This window comes from Neobacillus sp. B24, from assembly GCF_055381825.1.
Map to the genome: position 1 here is coordinate 4,758,462 of NZ_AP035777.1, position 20,065 is coordinate 4,778,526.

17 protein-coding genes are annotated in these 20,065 nt (G+C 44.6%); 4 read left to right on the forward strand and 13 right to left on the reverse strand.

Translation table 11 applies throughout. From position 1 onward, the window contains the following. Window positions 1-182: 182 nt before the first annotated feature. The 4 genes from ACZ43M_RS23660 to ACZ43M_RS23675 form a co-directional block, all read right to left on the reverse strand. A complete protein-coding gene (locus ACZ43M_RS23660) occupies window positions 183-2,246 on the reverse strand; it encodes a heavy metal translocating P-type ATPase (RefSeq protein WP_464504960.1) in 2,064 nt (687 codons plus the stop codon). Then, the gene (locus ACZ43M_RS23665) at window positions 2,239-2,610 is read right to left on the reverse strand and encodes an ArsR/SmtB family transcription factor (protein ID WP_464504961.1); all 372 of its coding nucleotides are present in this window, start codon (window positions 2,608-2,610) and stop codon (window positions 2,239-2,241) included. The genes ACZ43M_RS23660 and ACZ43M_RS23665 overlap by 8 nt, the downstream gene beginning before the upstream one ends. Before the next feature lie 360 nt (window positions 2,611-2,970). After that, complete coding sequence (locus ACZ43M_RS23670; protein WP_464504962.1) at window positions 2,971-4,185, reverse strand: chromate transporter; 1,215 nt, start codon at window positions 4,183-4,185, stop codon at window positions 2,971-2,973. Between the two features lie 113 nt (window positions 4,186-4,298). After that, complete coding sequence (locus tag ACZ43M_RS23675; RefSeq protein ID WP_464504963.1) at window positions 4,299-4,898, reverse strand: putative ABC transporter permease; 600 nt, start codon at window positions 4,896-4,898, stop codon at window positions 4,299-4,301. Between the two features lie 299 nt (window positions 4,899-5,197). Between ACZ43M_RS23675 and ACZ43M_RS23680 the strand changes: the two genes are divergently transcribed. The 3 genes from ACZ43M_RS23680 to ACZ43M_RS23690 all read left to right on the forward strand — a co-directional run bounded on the left by ACZ43M_RS23680 (window position 5,198) and on the right by ACZ43M_RS23690 (window position 7,670). After that, a complete protein-coding gene (locus ACZ43M_RS23680; RefSeq protein WP_464504964.1) occupies window positions 5,198-5,797 on the forward strand; it encodes a TetR/AcrR family transcriptional regulator in 600 nt (199 codons plus the stop codon). A 96-nt stretch (window positions 5,798-5,893) separates the two neighbouring features. Then, window positions 5,894-6,637 (forward strand): ABC transporter ATP-binding protein, encoded by a 744-nt coding sequence (locus ACZ43M_RS23685; RefSeq protein ID WP_464504965.1) that lies wholly within the window; start codon window positions 5,894-5,896, stop codon window positions 6,635-6,637. Beyond that, window positions 6,615-7,670, forward strand: coding sequence for an ABC transporter permease (locus tag ACZ43M_RS23690; protein ID WP_464504966.1), 1,056 nt, complete (start codon window positions 6,615-6,617; stop codon window positions 7,668-7,670). The genes ACZ43M_RS23685 and ACZ43M_RS23690 overlap by 23 nt, the downstream gene beginning before the upstream one ends. Before the next feature lie 232 nt (window positions 7,671-7,902). On the opposite strand, the gene ACZ43M_RS23695 is transcribed toward ACZ43M_RS23690, so the two are convergent. The 9 genes from ACZ43M_RS23695 to ACZ43M_RS23735 all read right to left on the reverse strand — a co-directional run bounded on the left by ACZ43M_RS23695 (window position 7,903) and on the right by ACZ43M_RS23735 (window position 17,667). Continuing rightward, a complete protein-coding gene (locus ACZ43M_RS23695; RefSeq protein ID WP_464504967.1) occupies window positions 7,903-9,096 on the reverse strand; it encodes a PDZ domain-containing protein in 1,194 nt (397 codons plus the stop codon). A gap of 274 nt (window positions 9,097-9,370) precedes the next feature. Beyond that, window positions 9,371-10,828 (reverse strand): S41 family peptidase, encoded by a 1,458-nt coding sequence (locus ACZ43M_RS23700; protein WP_464504968.1) that lies wholly within the window; start codon window positions 10,826-10,828, stop codon window positions 9,371-9,373. A 508-nt stretch (window positions 10,829-11,336) separates the two neighbouring features. Continuing rightward, window positions 11,337-12,629, reverse strand: coding sequence for a murein hydrolase activator EnvC family protein (locus tag ACZ43M_RS23705; protein ID WP_464504969.1), 1,293 nt, complete (start codon window positions 12,627-12,629; stop codon window positions 11,337-11,339). Window positions 12,630-12,716: 87 nt separating this feature from the next. Beyond that, a complete protein-coding gene (gene ftsX, locus ACZ43M_RS23710) occupies window positions 12,717-13,610 on the reverse strand; it encodes a permease-like cell division protein FtsX (protein WP_464504970.1) in 894 nt (297 codons plus the stop codon). Next, window positions 13,600-14,286, reverse strand: a complete 687-nt coding sequence (gene ftsE / locus ACZ43M_RS23715) for a cell division ATP-binding protein FtsE (RefSeq protein ID WP_464504971.1) — start codon at window positions 14,284-14,286, stop codon at window positions 13,600-13,602. Before ftsE ends, ftsX begins: the two co-directional genes overlap by 11 nt. Window positions 14,287-14,579: 293 nt before the next feature. After that, window positions 14,580-14,912: a cytochrome c551 gene (gene cccB / locus ACZ43M_RS23720; protein WP_464504972.1), complete on the reverse strand. Its 333-nt coding sequence runs from the start codon at window positions 14,910-14,912 to the stop codon at window positions 14,580-14,582. A 54-nt stretch (window positions 14,913-14,966) separates the two neighbouring features. Then, on the reverse strand, window positions 14,967-15,833 hold the full coding sequence (locus ACZ43M_RS23725) for a YitT family protein (protein ID WP_464504973.1): 867 nt from the start codon (window positions 15,831-15,833) through the stop codon (window positions 14,967-14,969). 174 nt (window positions 15,834-16,007) lie between these two features. Continuing rightward, window positions 16,008-17,109 (reverse strand): peptide chain release factor 2 gene (gene prfB, locus ACZ43M_RS23730; RefSeq protein ID WP_464504974.1). Its coding sequence is split into 2 segments (ribosomal slippage): window positions 16,008-17,036 and window positions 17,038-17,109, totalling 1,101 coding nucleotides; the frame shifts between segments, so codons are not numbered across the junction. 66 nt (window positions 17,110-17,175) lie between these two features. After that, entirely contained in the window at window positions 17,176-17,667 is a 492-nt protein-coding gene (locus ACZ43M_RS23735; protein ID WP_464504975.1) for a hypothetical protein, read from the reverse strand. A 220-nt stretch (window positions 17,668-17,887) separates the two neighbouring features. On the opposite strand from ACZ43M_RS23735, the gene ACZ43M_RS23740 reads away from it, so the two are divergent. Further along, window positions 17,888-19,768: an SEC-C metal-binding domain-containing protein gene (locus tag ACZ43M_RS23740; protein WP_464504976.1), complete on the forward strand. Its 1,881-nt coding sequence runs from the start codon at window positions 17,888-17,890 to the stop codon at window positions 19,766-19,768. Window positions 19,769-20,065 lie beyond the last annotated feature (297 nt).

The following is a 20,065-nucleotide window of genomic DNA, read 5'->3' on the forward strand; positions in this document are numbered from 1 at the left end:
TAATTATTCGATACATCCTGTTCAATAGGACGGGATTATTTTTGTGCTTAAGAAAGGTAATATATCCGCGGAAAAATTGGATATATCCGCGCTTATTTCTATATATCCGCGAAATTTTTAATATATCCGCGGTTTCCGGCAATATATCCGCGAAAAATCAAATATATCCGCGAAACGTCCGATTACTCCTTCACCCGCAACAGCCGCAAGCCGTTCAAGGTAACAATCAAGGTCATCCCCATGTCTGCGAAAATTGCAATCCAGAGGGTGAGCCAGCCGGGGACAACAAGCAACAGCGCCAAGAATTTCACAATGAGCGCTAAACCGATATTTTGTTTAATGATCACCAGCGCCTTACGGCTTAACTTGATCGTGAACGGCAGTTTATCGAGGTCATCGTTCATCAATGCGATATCTGCTGTTTCCAAGGCGGTATCGGTACCGGCGCCACCCATCGCGATTCCGACAGTAGCCGCAGCCAAAGCCGGCGCATCATTGACGCCATCGCCAACCATCGCTACACTAACAAACTGTAATTTTAGCCTTTTAATAAAATCTAATTTTTCTTGCGGCAGCAGTTCCGCTTCAATGCTGGTTACTCCGACTTGACGGCCAATTTCCGCCGCGGCAGCCTCGTTATCACCAGTCAGCATGATTGTCTGCGGAATGCCAAGCTTGTGCAGCTGTTGGATTACGTTGGAGCTGGTGTCGCGAATCTCATCGGCCACGGCAATCACGCCGAGGATTTCCGTTGTAGTCCCCGCGATCATCACGGTTTTCCCCTGATTTTGCAGTTCGGTAACTCTTTTCATGATTTCAGCCGGAATATTGGTGAACATCTTTGGATTGCCAACCTGATACTCAAACCCGTTAATTATGCCTTTGATACCCTTTCCGGTTATCGAGGTGAATTCCTCCACCTGATAGTCGCTGCTTGGTCTAGCTTTTTTTATTATCGCCGAAGCAAGCGGATGCTGGGATTTCGCTTCGAGAGCGGCCACTTTTTCCAGCAGGCTCTCGTCATCGCTGAAATTGATGAAATCCGTTACAGCGGGTACCCCTTTCGTCAGTGTGCCAGTCTTGTCAAAGGCAATCGCCTTTAACGCACCGGCCCCCTCCAAAAAGCTTCCGCCTTTAATTAACACACCTTTGCGGGCGGCATTCCCGATGGCTGTTACGATGGAAACCGGAGTGGAGATGACCAGCGCGCATGGACAGCCTACGACTAGTACTGCGAGTCCCTGATAGACCCATTCCTGCCACTCTGCTCTAAACAACAGCGGCGGGACAATGGCTACCAGTGCTGCGACCGCCATTATGACTGGCGTATAGTACTTGGCAAATCTGTCGACAAATTGCTGAGACGGTGCCTTTTCTGCTTGCGCCTCTTCGACGAGGTGAATGATTTTCGCAATTGTTGTTTCCTCGCTCAGCTTCGTGACTTTAATTTTTAAAAAGCCTTCTTCATTTAAGGTTCCGGCAAAGACTTCATCGTTTATGGCCTTTTCAACGGGAACCGACTCGCCGGTGATTGCCGCTTGGTTAACGGCTGATCCGCCTTCAAGCACCACACCATCCATGGCAATTCGTTGGCCAGGCTTAACCACCATGATGTCGCCGACTTCAATGTCTTCTGCTTTTAGTAAAATCTCTTGACCGTTCCTGATGACCAAGGCTTCTGTAGGTGCCAGCTCCATCAGGGACCGTATTGATGCCCGGGCTTTATCCATCGAGTAGCCTTCGAGCACCTCACTGATGGCGAATAGGATGACAACAACAGCCCCTTCGCTCCATTCACCGATGATGGCTGCACCGATAATTGCAATCGTCATCAATGTTTTCATGTCAAAATCGAGTTGTGTCAAGTTTTTTATGCCCGTTTTAAAAAGCGGGTAGCCTCCCAGTACGATCGCTGCAGCGAACAGGAGGTTTTCAGAAAAAAGGTAACCGGTTAGCAGGAATACTAGTGAAAGTCCGAGCAGTCCATAGCGTCTCCAAAACGGCTCCTTGGCTTGGACCGAAAGCTTTTCTTTTTCATGATAAATAGTTAATTTTTCAAAAGCACCTGCTTCATGCAGTTCCTCTAATGTGGTGTTTCCGTAGACTGTCAGTTTGGAAGCTCCGAAGTTTACTTGTGCATCAACAACACCATCCAGGTGTTTCACGTTCTTTTCGAACTTGGCTGCACAGCTTGCTCAGGAAAAACCTTGGACACGGTAGACGTTTTTATCTAATGGTTCACCCACGGCCTGCCACCTCTTCCTGGTGTTCGAAGGCAATATGGATTAATTGTTTAACATGGTCGTCGTCAAGGGAATAATAAACGAGCTTGCCCTCTTTGCGATATTTGGCGAGACCAAGATTCTTCAGATGCCTTAAATGATGCGAGGCCGTTGCTGTTGTCGCACCCACGATATGGGCAACATCACAAACACAGAGCTCATCTTCAAGCGTCAAGGCATAAGCTATTTTCATCCGTGTTTCATCGGAAAGTGCTTTAAAAAGTTTGGTCACTTGTAGAACATGGTTGGTTGTTTGCAGCTGGTCTTGAACTCGGGCTGTTTTCTCACTATCGACGCAATTGACTTCGCAAACATCGCGCTCTTTCATATTGCCACCTACTTCATTCAAATGTTCGTTTGAATATATCATATTCAAATACTGGTTTGAGTGTCAATGAATTTGAGGTGATTTTTCAAAAAAACACTCAAATGAAGGTTTGAATGTTTGTGAGGGAGGCGGGATTGGCTACCGAGGAGGCTTCGGGAAAAAACGCCGCTTTGGCGAAAACATTGAAGAAATCGGCGAAATGAGTCTGTTATTTGGCGAAATACCATCTCGGTTTGGCGAAAATAAACCCTGAAATCGGCGAAAACACAGGCCAATTCGGCGAAATACCCACAGAGTCCGGGATTTTGAAACAATACAAAAAGGCCGCATAAAGACTTTTATGCGACCTCACTCTAAAAACTATAAATAAGTAAGCAGTATACCTCCGACCGCACCAGAGAGCACAACTACCCACGGCGGCAGCTTCCAATAGGATAGCATGCTGAACAAAATAGCAGCTAAAGCAAAATCTGCCGGTCCGATAATCGAACTGGTCCAGATTGGATTGTAGAAAGCAGCAAGCAAAATTCCCACGACCGCGGCATTAACACCAACCAAGGCCCGTTTAATGTTGCGATTGCGGCGCAAAGTGTTCCAGAATGGTAATGCTCCCAATACAAGCAGGAACGCCGGTAAAAAGATCGCTGCCGTTGCGAGCAGCCCGCCCAGCCATCCGCTCATAACACTCCCGAGATAGGTGGCAAAGGTAAACAGCGGCCCTGGTACAGCTTGGGCTGCGCCGTAACCGGCAAGGAATTCTTCCTTCGTCAACCAGCCGGTCGGGACCACCTCCCGTTCCAACAGCGGCAGCACCACATGCCCGCCGCCAAACACAAGCGAGCCGGAGCGGTAGAAGCTGTCAAACATCGCCAGCCAGCCTGAACCGACCACTCCCCGTAAAAAAGGAAGCAGCAGCAGCAAGCCGAAGAACAACACTAAACAGGCTAAGGCGAACTGCTTTGAAATCGGAAATTGCAGGTCAGCTTCCTCCGTATCTGAACCTGCATTTTTAAAAAGAAATAACCCTGCCGCTGCCGCCAATATTATCACACCAACTTGGGTAAACGCGCTCGGCAATAGCAGCGTTCCCACAACTGAAAATAGAGCAATCGCTTTTGTTGTGATATTGGGTGTCAACTTTTGCGACATGCCCATAATCGCATGCGCTACCACGGCCACGGCGACAATTTTTAGTCCATGGATCCAACCGGAGCCGCCGACATCCATACCTTGAAGCAGCAAGGCGAATAAAATGAGGGCAATCGCTGACGGGGCGGTAAATCCGAGGAAGGCGAGGATGCCGCCCAATAAACCGCCGCGCATCACGCCAATGCCAATTCCGACCTGGCTGCTTGCCGGACCGGGCAAAAATTGACATAGCGCCACTAAATCGGCATAGCTTTTCTCATCAAGCCATTTCCGGCGCCGGACATATTCTTCATGGTAATAACCTAAATGGGCAATCGGTCCGCCAAACGAGGTCAGCCCAAGCTTAGTAGAAACGAGCAATATTTCAATTAATGTCTTTCCCCTGTTTTGTGCCAAGGTATTTTCCTCCGAAGATTGCACTTTCATTCATTTTTTCATAGTTTTAGCCTGCAACGCAAGCAAAAAAAAAGGTGCGCACCCACCGCTGGGAGTATAAAAAAACTCCCTCACCAAACTAGTGAAGGAGCCCTAGATTTTCATTATTCAATGTTATTTATAGTATCAGGGTTGGTAATGGTGTCAGGCACCAATATATGCCTTCGCACCGTAAGAACGATGTCAGCGATAAAATAGAGGGTGACGGCAGGCCAGATCCATGCCCAAATCGGCTCGGCTTTCCCGTATAAGCCAGCAATTGCCGGGTGGATCCATTTTAGTACGATGAGTGATAGCACTCCCCAGCAAAGGGAAAAGGGCAGACAAATGTGGCCGTGCAGCTGCATCGGGGTTTCGGAGTAGTCCCAATACTGCCGCCCGAATAGCTTATGCAGCATGGCCCCGCTTATATATTCAATTAGTGTAGGAACCGCAAAACAAAGCGGAAGCACTACTGCCCAGTTTGTGCTCGGTGAAATCAAATACACCAGTAAAATTGGGGAGATGCCGTACATTGGTTTAAAAGGTCCATATAAAAAATTGTCTTTGAAGAATTTGCCTTTGGTTAGAACGTTGTAGCTGTTTTCCAACAGCCAGCCTAGCAAGGAATATATTGCAAAATAAAAGACAATTACGGCAGCCGCCTCGGTAAAAAGGACATCTGAATTTTGAACTTCAAACCCATTTAACAAGTTCAGAATCATAGCTAATCACCTTTCATTGTTAAAAAATTCCCAACTTAGTTTAGCCTGTCGATAAAAAAGTATACTGAAAAATTCCATGTTTTGATTTCGCTGATTTTGGTTGAGTTTTCGCTGCATTGAGGAGTTATTTCGCGGATTCACGGCAATATTTCGCTGGGTTCAGAAGGTATTCAGCCGAATACCAGAACCATTTCGCCAAACCCTTTTTCAAGTTTTCAATAGATTAATCAACATCGTGTTCATAAATCATTCCGCTTTTTGTATAATTTTAATAAAACGAACAAAAGAGGTAATCGAAAATGGCTGATAAACGAGTAGCTCGTTCGAAACTTGTTATTCGCAATGCGCTCACCGATTTAATGGAAGAAAAGGGCTTTGAAGCAATCACGGTACGTGATATAACCGAAAGAGCGCAGATTAATCGGGGAACCTTCTATTTGCACTATCGCGATAAATTCGATTTGCTTGAGCAAAGTGAAGAGGAGATTGTCCATGGAATAGCAGAAATTACCGCGGACATCGACCCTGCGGAGGCAATGGCTCATACAAGCTCAAATGAACCCGTGCCCATCATTCTCAAACTCTTTGAATTTTTCCAGGAACATGCTGATTTCCTAAAGGTCAATTTGGGACCGAATGGCAACGCGTCATTCCAAATAAAGCTGAAGAAACTAATTCAAAAAATCTTCTACCGGAATTTCGTCGCCAAATTAAACAAAGATGAAATTCTCGTACCAATCGAAACCTTATTGGCCTACCTAAGCTCGGCCCACCTTGGCGTGGTGCAGCATTGGCTGGAAACCGGAATGGAAAAATCCCCTCGTGAAATGACATTAATTTTAACAAAAATAACCTTGCTTGGCCCTGGGTATGTAGCGGGGCTGAATCAGCTAAAATGAACACATTATTCCATTTTGTTTATTGTAATTCACCTGGGGACGTTCTAAGATTAATTTAGAGACACTCAACACGGTGTTCATAAAGGGGGTTTTTCAATGAATCCAACCATCAAGGTCGAACAGGTGAACAAAAGCTTCAGTAAGAAGGCGGTTCTCGAGGATGTGAGCTTATCAATTGAAAAAGGCCAGCTGTATGGGCTCATCGGACCTTCGGGTGCCGGGAAAACGACACTGGTAAAAATGATTGTCGGAATGGAAAAAGCGGATTCCGGGTCAATAGAGGTCTTAGGCAAAAAAATGCCGAATCTCGCTATCCTCCAAGAAATCGGTTATATGGCCCAATCTGACGCACTTTATGTGGAATTAACAGGAGAAGAAAATCTTAAATTTTTTGCATCGCTTTACAAATTAAATAAAGAAGAACAGAAAAGGCGGATTGCTTATGCTGCTGGATTGGTCAATCTCACTGATGACTTGAAGAAGCGGGTGTCTGCCTACTCCGGCGGGATGAAGCGGCGCCTGTCGCTGGCAATTGCCCTGATTCAGGACCCCAAAATCTTGATACTCGATGAGCCAACTGTCGGGATAGACCCTGAATTGAAAATATCGATTTGGAGTGAACTGTTGCGACTTAAAACAGAAGAGGAAAAGACGATTATCGTGACCACTCACGTCATGGATGAGGCCGAACGCTGTGATTATGTTGCCATGGTTCGCGACGGCCGGATTATTACCAGCGGTTCTCCAGCAGCTTTAAAGGAACAGTACCAGGTAACTCATTTCGATGAAGTATTTTTACGGGCGGGGGTTAAGCAGCATGAGAATCACGGCGCTCATTAAACGAATTTGCCAGCAGCTCCTGCGCGACAAACGGACCTTGGCATTAATGTTCGTGGCACCGTTATTAATACTTACCCTTATGTACTTTTTATTTAATGGGAACACCGTTGACCCGAAATTGGGCGTTGTGGGCATAGATGAGAGTTTGGTTAAAGTGTTGAAAAAAGCTGATATTAAGATAGAAAAGATAGATGAAGTATCACGCAGCACAGTGATTGACCAGGATCTTGACGGGCTGCTGCAGCAGGAAGATGGAAAAATGGAGTTGACACTAAGGAACGATGACCCGACAAAGGCAAAAGGGCTGCAGGCGAAAGTAAATCAGGCCGCAGCTTCCTTGGCACAAGCCAATTTGATTCAAAAAAATCCGGCCCTCGCCGGGATGACGCCGCAAAAAATCGATACTAACTATGTTTATGGCGATAAAGACACGGTGTTTTTTGACGTGTTGAGTCCGATATTAGTCGGCTTCTTCGTGTTCTTCTTTGTGTTTATTATTTCTGGAATCGGCTTACTGCGCGAGCGGACAACGGGAACATTGGAGCGGTTGATGTCAACACCGATCCGCCGGACTGAAATCGTCACCGCGTATTTGATTGGTTACGGAATCTTTGCGGTAGCGCAAACCATCATTGTCGTTCTGTACTCAATCAATGTGCTTGAAATTGTGCTAGTGGGTTCGATCTTCCATGTGATTCTCATTAATTTGCTGCTGGCATTGGTGGCACTGTCGCTGGGCATTCTGCTGTCATCGTTTGCAGCTTCCGAGTTTCAGATGATGCAATTTATTCCGATTGCAGTGATTCCACAGGTGTTCTTCGCAGGAATCTTCCCGCTTGAAGGGATGGCTAATTGGCTTCAAGCCGTTGCCAAGGTGTTTCCGATGTATTACGCTGGCGATGCTTTGAAAACTGTCATGTACAAAGGAGGAGGTTTAAGCGACATTAGTGGTGACCTCCTCGCCCTCGGTATCTTTGCATTTATCTTTATCGTTTTGAATATCTTTGCATTGAAAAAATATCGGACATTATAAATAAAAAATCCAAAGGGCCGCAAGTGAGTCCTTTGGATTTTTTTAGTTTCAAAGAATCAATTGCCGCAGAGTGAATCCTTCCCCTGCTTCATATTTTTCCTGTTCTTTGCAAAAGATAAGGTGTCAGCCTGAAGTCATCCGGTTTCTCAATCTTAACGGTGAGCCGTCGCAGGAATTATCACTAATATAATTAAAAACAGTCCGAACCAACTCCCGGGTTCGGACTGTTGCTTTAGCCTATCATTTTATCAAATCGTTTTTGGTCCTGGACGAACAGGACACCAAGTTCATGGTGATCCCCTTCAAATAATGCCCGCTGGACAAAGCGGATTTCACCATTTGTATCGAGAACATCGAGCTTGCAGTGGGCCCGGTTTTTTTGCAGTGCCTCGTAGAAGGTAGTTTCATCCTGAACCTGCATGCCATTCACCTTGGTGATAATTTCGCCGACCTTCAAACCCATTTTCTCTGCCGGTGTTTCCGGGATAATCCCGATAATCATCAGACCGTGATTCTTTTTCGAGAAATAAACTGGTTTACCATCGTCCTTCAGGTACGCCATCAATGACAAAAATTCGCGGCCGATAACAGTGAGTGCTACCGTCACAATCGAACTAAGCGGGTACCAATAACCGGCTATAGATAGAAGGAAGATGAACACGCCCAGTCCAATCACTTGGCGGCCGTGATTCTGGATGGCCTCACGCGGCAGCATCCCTTTGATTTGCTGGTTAAAGCCAATCGCAAACGGAACCAGGATAAGTGAATATTCTTTGGCACCGATTTGAAACACAGGCCACCACTCAAATGCAGACGATATCGCCCCGCCCGGAATCAATAGAAACATTGGCAGCAGCCACAGCCGCTTGACTTCATGGACACCAATGCTTTGCCCCCGCTTACTTTTCGTCAGCTTTGGCGATGTCCCCTTGCTGCCATTTTTAAGGATCAAGATCCCTTCAGCGATTAATAGAAGTCCCAGCACCACAACAATCGACGGATAGATTTGCTTATCAATTGCCTGAAACGTTTTTTCAAAAACCGGAAGATTCCAGCTGTTATTTGCCAGCATAACGATGGCAAAAAATGCTGCACTGACAGTGTAAACGGGAGACATCCAACGGACATTGGTCGTAAGCGACAATAGGATTGTGAAAGCCGCAATTAGTAATACCGCTGCGAACGGAATGACAATCCCGGCCGCCAAGACCACCACTGATAGGGTTGCCCCGATTATAAGCCCAAGCGGTAGCAGCTGCCGCAATTCGAAGTAAGCATCCTCCGCTCGTATATGGAAATTTTTCCGTTCACGTTTTACCCGCATGACACCCAGAATTCCAGCTAGGAAAAAAAGATAGTATAAAACAGGATGCAGAAATAACTTGCCTGTTCCCTTAAGAAGCTCCACAAGCCATATTTGAACCAACTCCTGTCACCTGCCTCTAGTAAAATTTTCTCGTAGTAATAGATTAAAAGTCTCTTAAAGTTTATTTTACCAAATTAGTGGGACAAAACATATTGCTATATTTTAAAAATTATATTTCATTATTATGGTGACTGAAAATTCTCGTGGGGAAATTTGTTGAAGGTTTGGGAATCGGGCATTTCTTTGACACTATTTCCGTGGAAATTCTTTTTAATTTCCCAAAAAAGGACAAAAAGCAGTGAACCCGTATATAGTCCACTGCTTTATTTGACGCCTATTTCCCAATCAACCGCAATGCCATTTGCAATTGGGCGTCGTTTTTCTCTTTTTTCATTTCATTGACCGCTGCCACTTCGAGTTTAGCGGCCGTTTTGGTATCAATTTTCCCGGTAGCTGGCAGGTCGTAATTTTTCTGGAAGGCTTTCACTGCCGTTGTGGTTTCCGAGCTAAAGTAACCATCGGTCCGGCCCGGAGCCAGTCCTAGTCCATCCAGAATCTCCTGGGCATTTTTCACCTGCTCGCTGTTCATGTCCTCCTCAAGCGGCTTGTCAATTTGCAGCGGGTGGGTGGCAAAAATGACTGGCTGCTTGACTTCGACATCCGGCTTGATGCCTTTTTTGTGAATCCAATTTCCGTCCGGAGTCAGCCATTTAAATAGCGTCAGCTTTATATTGCTGCCGTCTTCCATCGGCACTGCCTGCTGGACAGTCCCCTTTCCAAAAGTGGTTTCGCCGATCAGCTTGTATCCATTCGCCTCCTGCATAGCGCCGGCCAAAATTTCCGAAGCAGATGCGCTGCCCTTATTGATAAGAACAACAACCGGATAGTCCTTTTTCTCACTTAGTGTGGAAAAATAACGCCTTTTTTCTCCGTTTCGCTGCTGAATTTGCACAAACGGTTTCTCCTTTGGAACAAATTCTTTTAGAATCTCTTCGACGCTTGATAAAAGACCGCCCGGGTTGCCGCGCACATCAATAATCAGCCCTTTAATCTTATCATTCTCCAGCGCCTTTAATTCCTTCTTAAAATCAGCCGCGGTATTTTCGGAAAAAGAGGTCACTTCAAGGTAACCATATCTTTTGCCGTCATATTTCTTGATATCGGAATGTACAGTTTCAAGCGGGATTTCGTCGCGTTTTACCTCAAACGTCAGTGATTCTTTTAACCCTTTGCGAGCAATTTCTATTTTGACGCTGGTACCTTTTTTACCGCGTATTTTAGAGGTCGCCTTATTGAGATCTAGTCCCTCGACACTTTTTCCGTCAACCTTTAGGATTTGGTCGTGCGGCTTAAGACCGGCTTTTTCAGCTGGGGAATTTTTAAACGGGGAAACGATAACGATTTTCCCGTCCTCCATTCCAACCTCAGCGCCGATTCCTTCAAAGGAAGATTCCAGTGTTTGCGTGAACTGCTGAGATGTTTCCTTGTCCATATAGACGGAATAGGGGTCCTTTAACACGGAAAGCATCCCTTGGATCGCCCCTTCGACCAGCTTTTCCTGTTCTACTTTTTCGACGTAACGGCTTAGGATCAGCTCATAAGCCTGCTCCACTTTTTCAAGGTCGTCAGTTTTGATTTCAGTATTAACTGTTTGTGTTTTGGTGGGCTTTATTGCATGCTCAAGCTGAGAGTTTGCTTGCTCTTTTTGAAAAAATTGCATCCCGGCATAGGTGCCGCCTGCCCCAGTTAGTAGTGACCCGGCCATTAACAGGGCCATCCATTTTCGATTCATTCAGTACTCCTCCTGTTTATCTGCCTGTTTTAACTATTTTGCAAACAGACAGCGATTTCCTGCCCGATTATTAACTTATATGACAGGAGTGGACGAGTTATGAGTGGTTTTCTTAACGCACTATATCGTTAGTCTATACTGGGGGGATTTTCAACGTAACCAAAAATGGGGGGGAAATAAGCGGAAAAATTTCCCTTAATCGGGAAATAGCTCTGAAAATAGCATAAATAGTCGGAAAAATTCCGACTAATAACTCAAAAGACGTGAAAATTGGTAATTTTGCTTTGCTTAACCGGAAAAACTCCGCTTATATCTCCTCAACAGAGCTCTATACTGCAGTTTACCCGGAAAAACTCCGCTTATTTTGCTATCAATATTAGTTCCACCCACCAATAAAAAATGAGTGCCCTCATATGCGAATGGGCACTCATTTTAACCTAGATTTTAATATTTTTGATAGGAGCAGGAACCCGTTAAGCTATTTGCTCCTCCCGAATTACAACTTCTATTATAATGGTACAATTCCCCTTGGGTTGATGGCGGTATGCTGGGCCCAGCGACCTTTGTAAAGTTCGAAATGCAAGTGCTGGCCTCTTGATGCACCAGTGTTCCCCATCGTCCCGATTTGCTGGCCTTTTTTCACTGTCGCTCCTTCGCCAACTGCTATACTGCTCATATGTGCATAAACAGTGGTATAAATTTGTCCGTTAATGTTGTGTAAAATATAAACCACATTACCGTAGCTAGAAGATTTATGGGCGACGTAGACTTGTCCATCAGCAGCCGCGACTATTGGAACACCACTGCCCGCTTTTGCGATATCAACACCCCAATGCTTCCTTCCGTCTTTTTCACGATATCCATACCAGGATGTCACTACTCCTGATGCTGGTCTAGTGAAGTTCCCGCTGGAAACCGCAGGGGCACTGGAACCACCTGAAGTACCGCCAGATGAACTACCCGACTTCGATGCTTGTGCTGCCTTTGCTGCTTGGGCCGCCTTTGCTGCCTGAGCAGCCTGTGCCGCTTGCGCCGACTGAAGGGATCGCTTGATGGCAGCCTCCTGGGCAGCAAGAATTTTATCCTGCTCCTGCATATCCATGGCAACCTCTTGTTCTTCCGCTTCCTGTTCTTCCAATGAAGCTAGCAGATTATCTTTTTCGGCCCGCTGAGCATTCAATTGCTGATTCGCCTTCTCCAAATCAGCAACCATTTTTTCCAGACTGCCTAGTTCATTCTGAACTTGAGTTTGTTTATTTTCCACATCTGATTTGTCGGCTTCATGCTGCTTCAAAATATCCTGGTCCGCGATCATGATCGTAGCCACGGCATTCGCCCGGTCAATAAAGTCGCTGAAGCTGCTCGCTCCAAATAGAATATCCAAATAGCTAACCACGCCGCCAGTTTCTTGATAGCTGCGAATCCGATCCTTCAACAGGACATTGCGCTTTTCAATGCGCTCCTTTATGACAGCTATTTCCTCTTTAAGCTTCGTAATCTCAACCTTGGTTGCCTCAATTTTCGATGTTTTCTCTTTAATTTGGTTGGAAGCCTGATTAATTGCTGTCTCAAGTCGTTTTATTTCAGATTGCACGTCACTTTGCTGGTCTTGCAGATTACTAATCTTCTCATTTTGTTTTTTAATATCCGACTTAACTCCAGAACGCTCTTTTTGTACCTTATTTTGCTGATCCTTCAAACTGGAAATGGAGGCTGCTTCTGTATGTACGGAAACTCCTCCAAAAATAGTCCCTAGTCCAACCGTGGCAACGGCGGCGAGTGTGATTGCTGTTTTTTTCATCGTATTCTTTCCCCCATTTCCCTTTTCAAAAAAACAGGAAGGAAATGATGAAGCTCTTCCTTCCTGACTGAATTACAAGTATACGTATTAAACCTTCAAAAACTTTCTTACTGACATCAAGCTGCCCCAAACACCGATTAATGCGCCCATCAGCAGAAGAATGCCGGATAGCTGGAACACAAATGGGTCAAACGGCAAAATCTTGACAAAGGTGCCGGTAAGTCGTGGTCCAATATAGTCATAAGCGCGGTAATAGGCAATCCCGATTAGAATGATTGGCAGAAAGGCGCCAATCATCCCAAGCCACAGGCCTTCTAATACGAACGGCCAGCGAATAAAGCCATTCGTCGCTCCTACTAATCTCATAATCTTGATTTCTCGTCGTCTAGCAATAATCGTAATTTTAATTGTATTAGAAATCAGGAACACGGCGGTAAAGAATAAGCCGAAGATTAACACTACCCCAACGTTGCGGCTCGCTTTAATAAACTTGAACAGTTTTTCGACCTTGCCCTGACCATATTTTACTTTTGCAACATAGTTTAATTTTTCCGCTTTATCGGCAACCTTCATGGTGTCCTGCGGTTTTTTCGTTTTGACGATAAAAACATCGTTAAGCGGATTATCCTGCTCAAACAATTTAAACGCCTTGCCTTCCTCACCCATGCTCTTCACCAAATCTTGTAATTCCTTCTCTTTTGGTGAAAACTTGACACTTTTAACTTCTGGAAGGGCCTCAAGCTTAGTTTTTAATGCGGTCTGATCGTCTTTTGTTGCTGCTACATCGATGTGGACGCGGATTTGCACATCCTGTTCAATCGTTTCAGCGACTCGGTTCAAGTTCATCATAATGACGAAAAAGACACCGACCAAAATCAAGGTAACGGTAACGGCACTGACGGATGCAAACGTCATCCAGCCATTTCTGCCGATGCTCTTAAAACTTTCGCGGGCGTGACGGCCAATCGTCCTAATTTTCATAACCGTATTCCCCCTTCTGCTCATCGCGAGCAATTTTTCCGCCTTCTATGGCTATGACGCGATGTCTAATCGTGTTAACAATTTCCTTGTTATGTGTGGCCATGACAACAGTTGTGCCGCGGTTATTGATTTCTTCAAAAATTTTCATGATGTCCCAAGTCGTTTCCGGGTCAAGGTTACCCGTCGGCTCATCGGCAATCACAACCTTTGGTGAGTTGACGATAGAGCGGGCAATGGAAACACGCTGCTGCTCACCGCCTGAAAGCTCAGTTGGAAGCATCCTGGCTTTATGCTTTAAGCCTACAAGGTCAAGAACTTCCATGACCCGTTTCTTGATATATTTTGGATTGGCTTCAATAACCTCTAAAGCGAAAGCAACATTTTCATAGACTGTGAGAGTCGGAAGCAATTTAAAGTCCTGAAACACTACGCCAAGATTACGACGGAACAACGGGACCTTTTTCATCTTGAGTTTTGCCAAATTTACACCATTCATGGTAATCGTTCCTGTTGATGGAATTTCTTCACGATAAATCATTTTAATAAACGTTGATTTTCCTGCACCACTCGGGCCGACAATATAAACGAATTCGCCCTGGTTAATCCGAACATCAATTCCATTAATGGCAGATACGCCATTTGGGTACTTTTTATACACCTCTTGCATTTCGATCATATATATCACCTGATTGTTTTTATTTTTGATACTAAATTTTCGACAATATTTGCAACAGAACCACAATAAGAAACAAAATGTGCATAATTTCGCATGTTTTTATTATAACATCATATTTCGTCAAAAAAAGCGGTAAAAATATTACAGTTTCTTTTCAAAAGATACAAAATCCGGACAGATTCTCCAAGAGGATAAATATTTTTCGGGATTTAGGGTTTTGATTTGTCGAATTTCTTTTTTGATAACAATAAAAAACGCCCTGTGGATTCACAGCGCGTTTTTGGGTTTCATTTTTACTTTTTAGCAGCTAGCCATTCAGCCACTTGTTCAGCGTCGTCACCCGTTACAACATTTGCTGGCATACCACCGCGGCCATTGTGGATGATATCCAGAATTTCATCTTTTGAGTATTTGGAGCCAATTTTCGTTAAGTCTGGACCAACAGCACCCTTCATATCAGCGCCATGGCAGCTGGAGCATTTTTGATCATAAATCTTTTGTCCGCCGGCATCAGCGGTATCCGTGCCGCCGCCGCCATTGCCATTGTCCTTGTCACCGCCGCCGCAGGCAGCAAGACCCATTACTAAAGAGGTGCCTAACAAAAATGTCAATAGTTTCTTCTTCATAAAGCATTGTACCCCCTAATGTAAATAATCCCATCACAGTAATACTATACCAAGTTACACGCGTTTGAAACCCTCCCCCAACACCTCTGCGGCATCCATAACGACGACAAATGCAGACGGGTCAAGGGTTTTGACCAATTGTTTCAATTTTGTGAACTCCGTTTGATCTACCACACACATTAACACTGGCCGTTCATGGTCGGTAAATCCACCGTATGCTGATAGTTTTGTCACACCACGGTCGATTTTATTCAAAATTCCTTGCCGAACTTCTTCCTGATTATTTGTAATGATCATCGCCATCTTCGACCGGCCGAAACCAACCTGGACCAAATCAATGGTTTTACTGGTCACATATAGGCCAATTAGGGCATACAATGCTTTTTCAATATCAAATACAAGCGCCGCGGCTAGTACAATTAAACCATCAATCATAACGACACATCTTCCAAGTGTGAAACCAGTATATTTATTGATAATTTGTGCAGCAAGATCGGTTCCCCCTGTGGAGGCTTTTCCCCGAAAAACAATCCCGAGACCTAGACCGATACCGATTCCGCCGAACAGCGCACCAAGCAGGGCATCGTTGGTCCATGGTTCCCAATTCTTCGTTAAAAAAACAACAAACGGCAGAAAGATAGTGCCAACTAACGTTTTAACGCCAAATTGCTTTCCTAATAAAACAACCCCGGCAATAAATAACGGGATATTAAATGCCCACTGCACATAGGCTGGCTCCCAGCCAAGCACCGATTTGGTTATAGTACTGATGCCGCTTACGCCCCCGGAAGCGACTTCGTTTGGCAGCAAAAACACATTAAACGCAATGGCAATAATCGCCGCTCCAATCAGCACCAATATATAATCAATCGCAATTCTTGTTTTTGGATAGCTGTCAGTTAAACTGCTTAAAATATTCATGAATGATTCCCCTGTAAAAAGCTTTCTGTGAAGCACCGTTGAGAGTATAGCATGGGTAAATTTTGGTGTAAATGGCATTGTGTTAACGTGGTGAAGGGGTAAATTTGTATTAGCTTTTACCAACTTAAAAATAAAAATAAGCCTTTGCCAAAAATCCGACAAAGGCTAAATAATTTATGAAATTTTCGAACGCAAGTAAGCATTAATAAACTGGTCTAAATCCCCGTCCATGACAGCCTGAACGTTACCGGACTCTGTTGAAGTGCGATGGTCCTTGACCATAGAATATGGATGGAATACATAGGAGCGGATTTGGCTGCCCCAGCCGATTTCTTTTTGCTCGCCGCGAATTTCGAGAAGCTCTTTTTCTTTTTCCTCTACTCCCTTTTGGTAAAGCTTCGCCTTTAACATTTTCATGGCATGCTCGCGGTTCTGAATTTGCGACCGCTCGGTTTGGCAGCTGACGACAATCCCGGTTGGAAGGTGGGTAATCCGGATCGCCGATTCGGTCTTGTTAACGTGCTGACCACCGGCACCACTGGAACGGTACGTATCAACGCGTAAATCCTCAGAACGAATCTCAATTTCAATATCCTCATTTAATTCCGGCATCACTTCACATGAAACGAAAGAAGTATGGCGGCGTCCTGATGCGTCAAACGGTGAAATCCGTACGAGACGATGTACCCCTTTTTCTGCCTTCAAGTAGCCATAGGCATTATGGCCCTTAATTGCGAGGGTGACGCTCTTAATCCCGGCTTCATCACCAGGCAGGTAGTCAAGTGTTTCAACTTTAAAGCCCTTTTTCTCAGCCCAGCGGGTGTACATCCGCAGCAGCATCGAGCCCCAGTCCTGCGATTCCGTTCCACCGGCACCCGGGTGAAGCTCAAGGATGGCATTATTTTTATCAAACTCCCCGCTTAGGAGAAGCTGCAATTCAAATTCATTCAAGCGGCTTGTCAGCCCTTGCAATTCTTCCTCGAGCTCAGCCTGCAGCTCGTCGTCGCTTTCTTCTTTTACTAGCTCGTAGGACACTTCCAGGTTTTCATACACTTCGTTGAGTTCGTAAAACTCATTGACCTGATCCTTTAAAGCGTTGGATTCGCTAATGACAGCTTGTGCTGCCTGTTGGTCATCCCAAAAGTTAGGCTGAAGCATCGTGTCCTCCAGCTCGGCTATGCGCGCTTCCTTGTTCTCGAGGTCAAAGAGACCCCCTAAAGTCAGCTAATGTTTTAGCCGTTTTTTCAAGCTCATTTCGAATTTCTGCTAATTCCATCTCCGTCACCTCTATTTAAGTACTGTATAATAGTTTATTCTAAATTTCTTGGTTAGTCCTTGTTCATTATAACTTGAAAACGGGGAAAAGTTCAAAATTTGGGTGGATGGATGGCGTGGGTGTAGCTTTGTATATGGATACTTGGGCGATATCGACACATTTGGGGTGGATATCAACATATTTTGAATGGATATCGACACATTTTGGGTGGATATCAACATATTTTGAAAGGATATCGACACATTTTGGGTGGATATCAACACATTTTGAAGGGATATCGACACATTTGGGGTGGATATCAACACATTTTGAAAGGATATCGACACATTTGGGGTGGATATCAACACATTTTGAAAGGATATCGACACATTTGGGGTGGATATCAACACATTTTGAAGGGATATCGACACATTTGGGGTGGATATCAACACATTTTGAAAGGATATCGACACATTTGGGGTGGATATCAACATATTTTTTCGATATATTAACAAACCTAAGACTCCTATGCGGGAATTCTACACGAAATCTAACGAATTCTACGTAAACTATAAACATTTTTACGCATCTTGATAAGAATTCTACACGATTAAGGAACAATTCTACGTGATTTAACCGGAATTCTACAAACTTGTAAAAACTGAAGAAAACATTACACTTATCCGTGTATTTTCGCGTTTCATTCCGTCAAAAATGATACTATTAAAATAAAAGCAAGTTGGACGAACTGATACATAACTTGATGAATAATATAGAGAGATAAAAGGAGAAGAGGGCCATGGAGAAGATCAACCGGAATGCCCCGTGTCCATGCGGGAGCGGGAAGAAATATAAAAATTGTTGTGGAGCGAACGAGGCAGTTTCGATTACCCAATTACTAGAAAGGGAAATCGATGAACTGCAAAAGCAATTGATTCAGTTTTCGTTTACGTACTTTGGAGAAGAGATTGAAGACGATTTTGCTGCCTTTGAGGATAACATTGAAATCCAGCTTGACGATGAGCAGGAACGAGAGTTTTTCGAAATGATTCATGCTATTTGGTTTTCGCTGTTTGAGGAATTGGATGACGGAAAAACGATTATCGAGAAATTTATTGCTTCAGAGGTTGGAAAAATTAAACGGCCGAAGCTAAAGCAAATTTTACAATCATGGTCGAACCCACGTGCGATCGCTGGAAAGGTAATTAAGGTCGAACACAACAAGCTGACGGTCGAGGATGGGTTTTCCGGGGAACAATTTGACGCAATTGTCACAGGCGCACCAGTCGAGCTTGAGTCGGATTCCTTTTTCATGGGGATGATTATGCCGTTTGAGCAAAACTACGTGTTTTTTCCGGCACCATTTGATTTACCGGACCTGAAGACAGACCTTGCCTTTGCCTTTATTGGCAATGGCGGGATGGCAAATGGCTATGATTCACCGCAGGAATATTTGACTGACTTTTTCATGGAAATCATGAGTGAGCTGCCAATGGTCGGCGAACTCGTGGAAATTGGGAATCTGGACTGGCCAGCACCCATTTATGAGGAAGTCGCTGAAATATTAAAATCAAAGCTAGAAGCCCTTGAGGATATTCTGCCGCCGGTTGTAGATATGGGTGTTGTGCTTTGGTATTCCTATTGTCAGAAAAAGCAGAAGCGGATCCAGAATCCGAATAACTACGCTGCCGCGCTGCATTATTTGCTCTCCAACATTGCACCGATGGAAAAAGTATTTACCCAAAAAGAGCTGGCACAAATGTACGGAGTTTCAGTGAGTTCAATTTCGACCAATTCTGCAGATTTGGAAAACACGTTAACAGAGGAAATCGAGCAAATCGTGGGGATGATGTATTCTGAGGAGGTTGGCCCTCCAGTTAAGGAAGGGGCGGTGATTGAGTTTCCTTCTAAACCAAGGATTGTTGATCCGGAACCTCCGCAAAAACTAAAAAAAGTCTCCCGTCGCGACGAAGAACGTTCGCAGGAATTGATTTTTGAAGCACTTCATGAAGAAGGTCCGAAACGGTACCAGTTAGCTCAGCAGGCACTAGGCATGAATCCTTATTGCACTGATGCATACATCATTCTCGCTGAAGACGCGGATTTCCTTGATGAAGCCGCTCTACTGTTTCGGAGAGGAATGGAAGTTGGAGAGCAAGCACTAGGAAAAGAATTTTTCGAGGAAAATAAGGGCCATTTCTGGGGCTTGATTGAAACACGACCGTATATGCGCGCCAAAGCCCATTATGCAGAGGCACTTTACTTGTTAGAAGATGTGGACGGATCCATCCAACAGTTTGAGGAATTGCTGGAGTTAAATCCGATGGATAATCAGGGTGTTCGCGAATCGTTGTTTGTTGCCTACTTGGATAAAGGGGAACACGCGAAGGCCCACGAGCTGATGGAAAAATATGATGAGGACACCACGCAAACGGCGTTTAACAAGCTTTTGCTGGAGCTGCTCGAAAATGGCTTTACTGTGAAGGCGAAGGCATTGTTAAAAGCTGCCAAGCAGATGAACAAGTATGTGATACCTTACTTAGTTGGTAAAAAGCGCATGCCAAAGGCCATACCGGATTACTACGGGTTTGGTGACGATAATGAAGCCATCAGCTATTCCGGGCTACACAAACATTTGTGGGACAGGATTGAGGGGCTCGCTGAGTGGATGAAAAGATAGAGTTCAGTGTCCTCATGACTTAGTCATGAGGGCTATTTTTGGTTGTTAATACTAATTTAGGGATTCCAGAATTTATTAGTCAAAATCTGCCCCCAAGCCATTTTTCTAGGATTAAATGGCATATCACAAAGTATGTGAGATAGGATGGTTATTCTATCCTTTGGAAATAAAATTGTTGTCATGCTAGAGACGTGTCCCTTTCCTAAAATGGAGAATACCACAGTCAGATAGACCGTGGTATCTCCCAAATGTTACACTGTCTACTCTAAAAACAAAAAGCCGTGGGCCTCTCGCTTT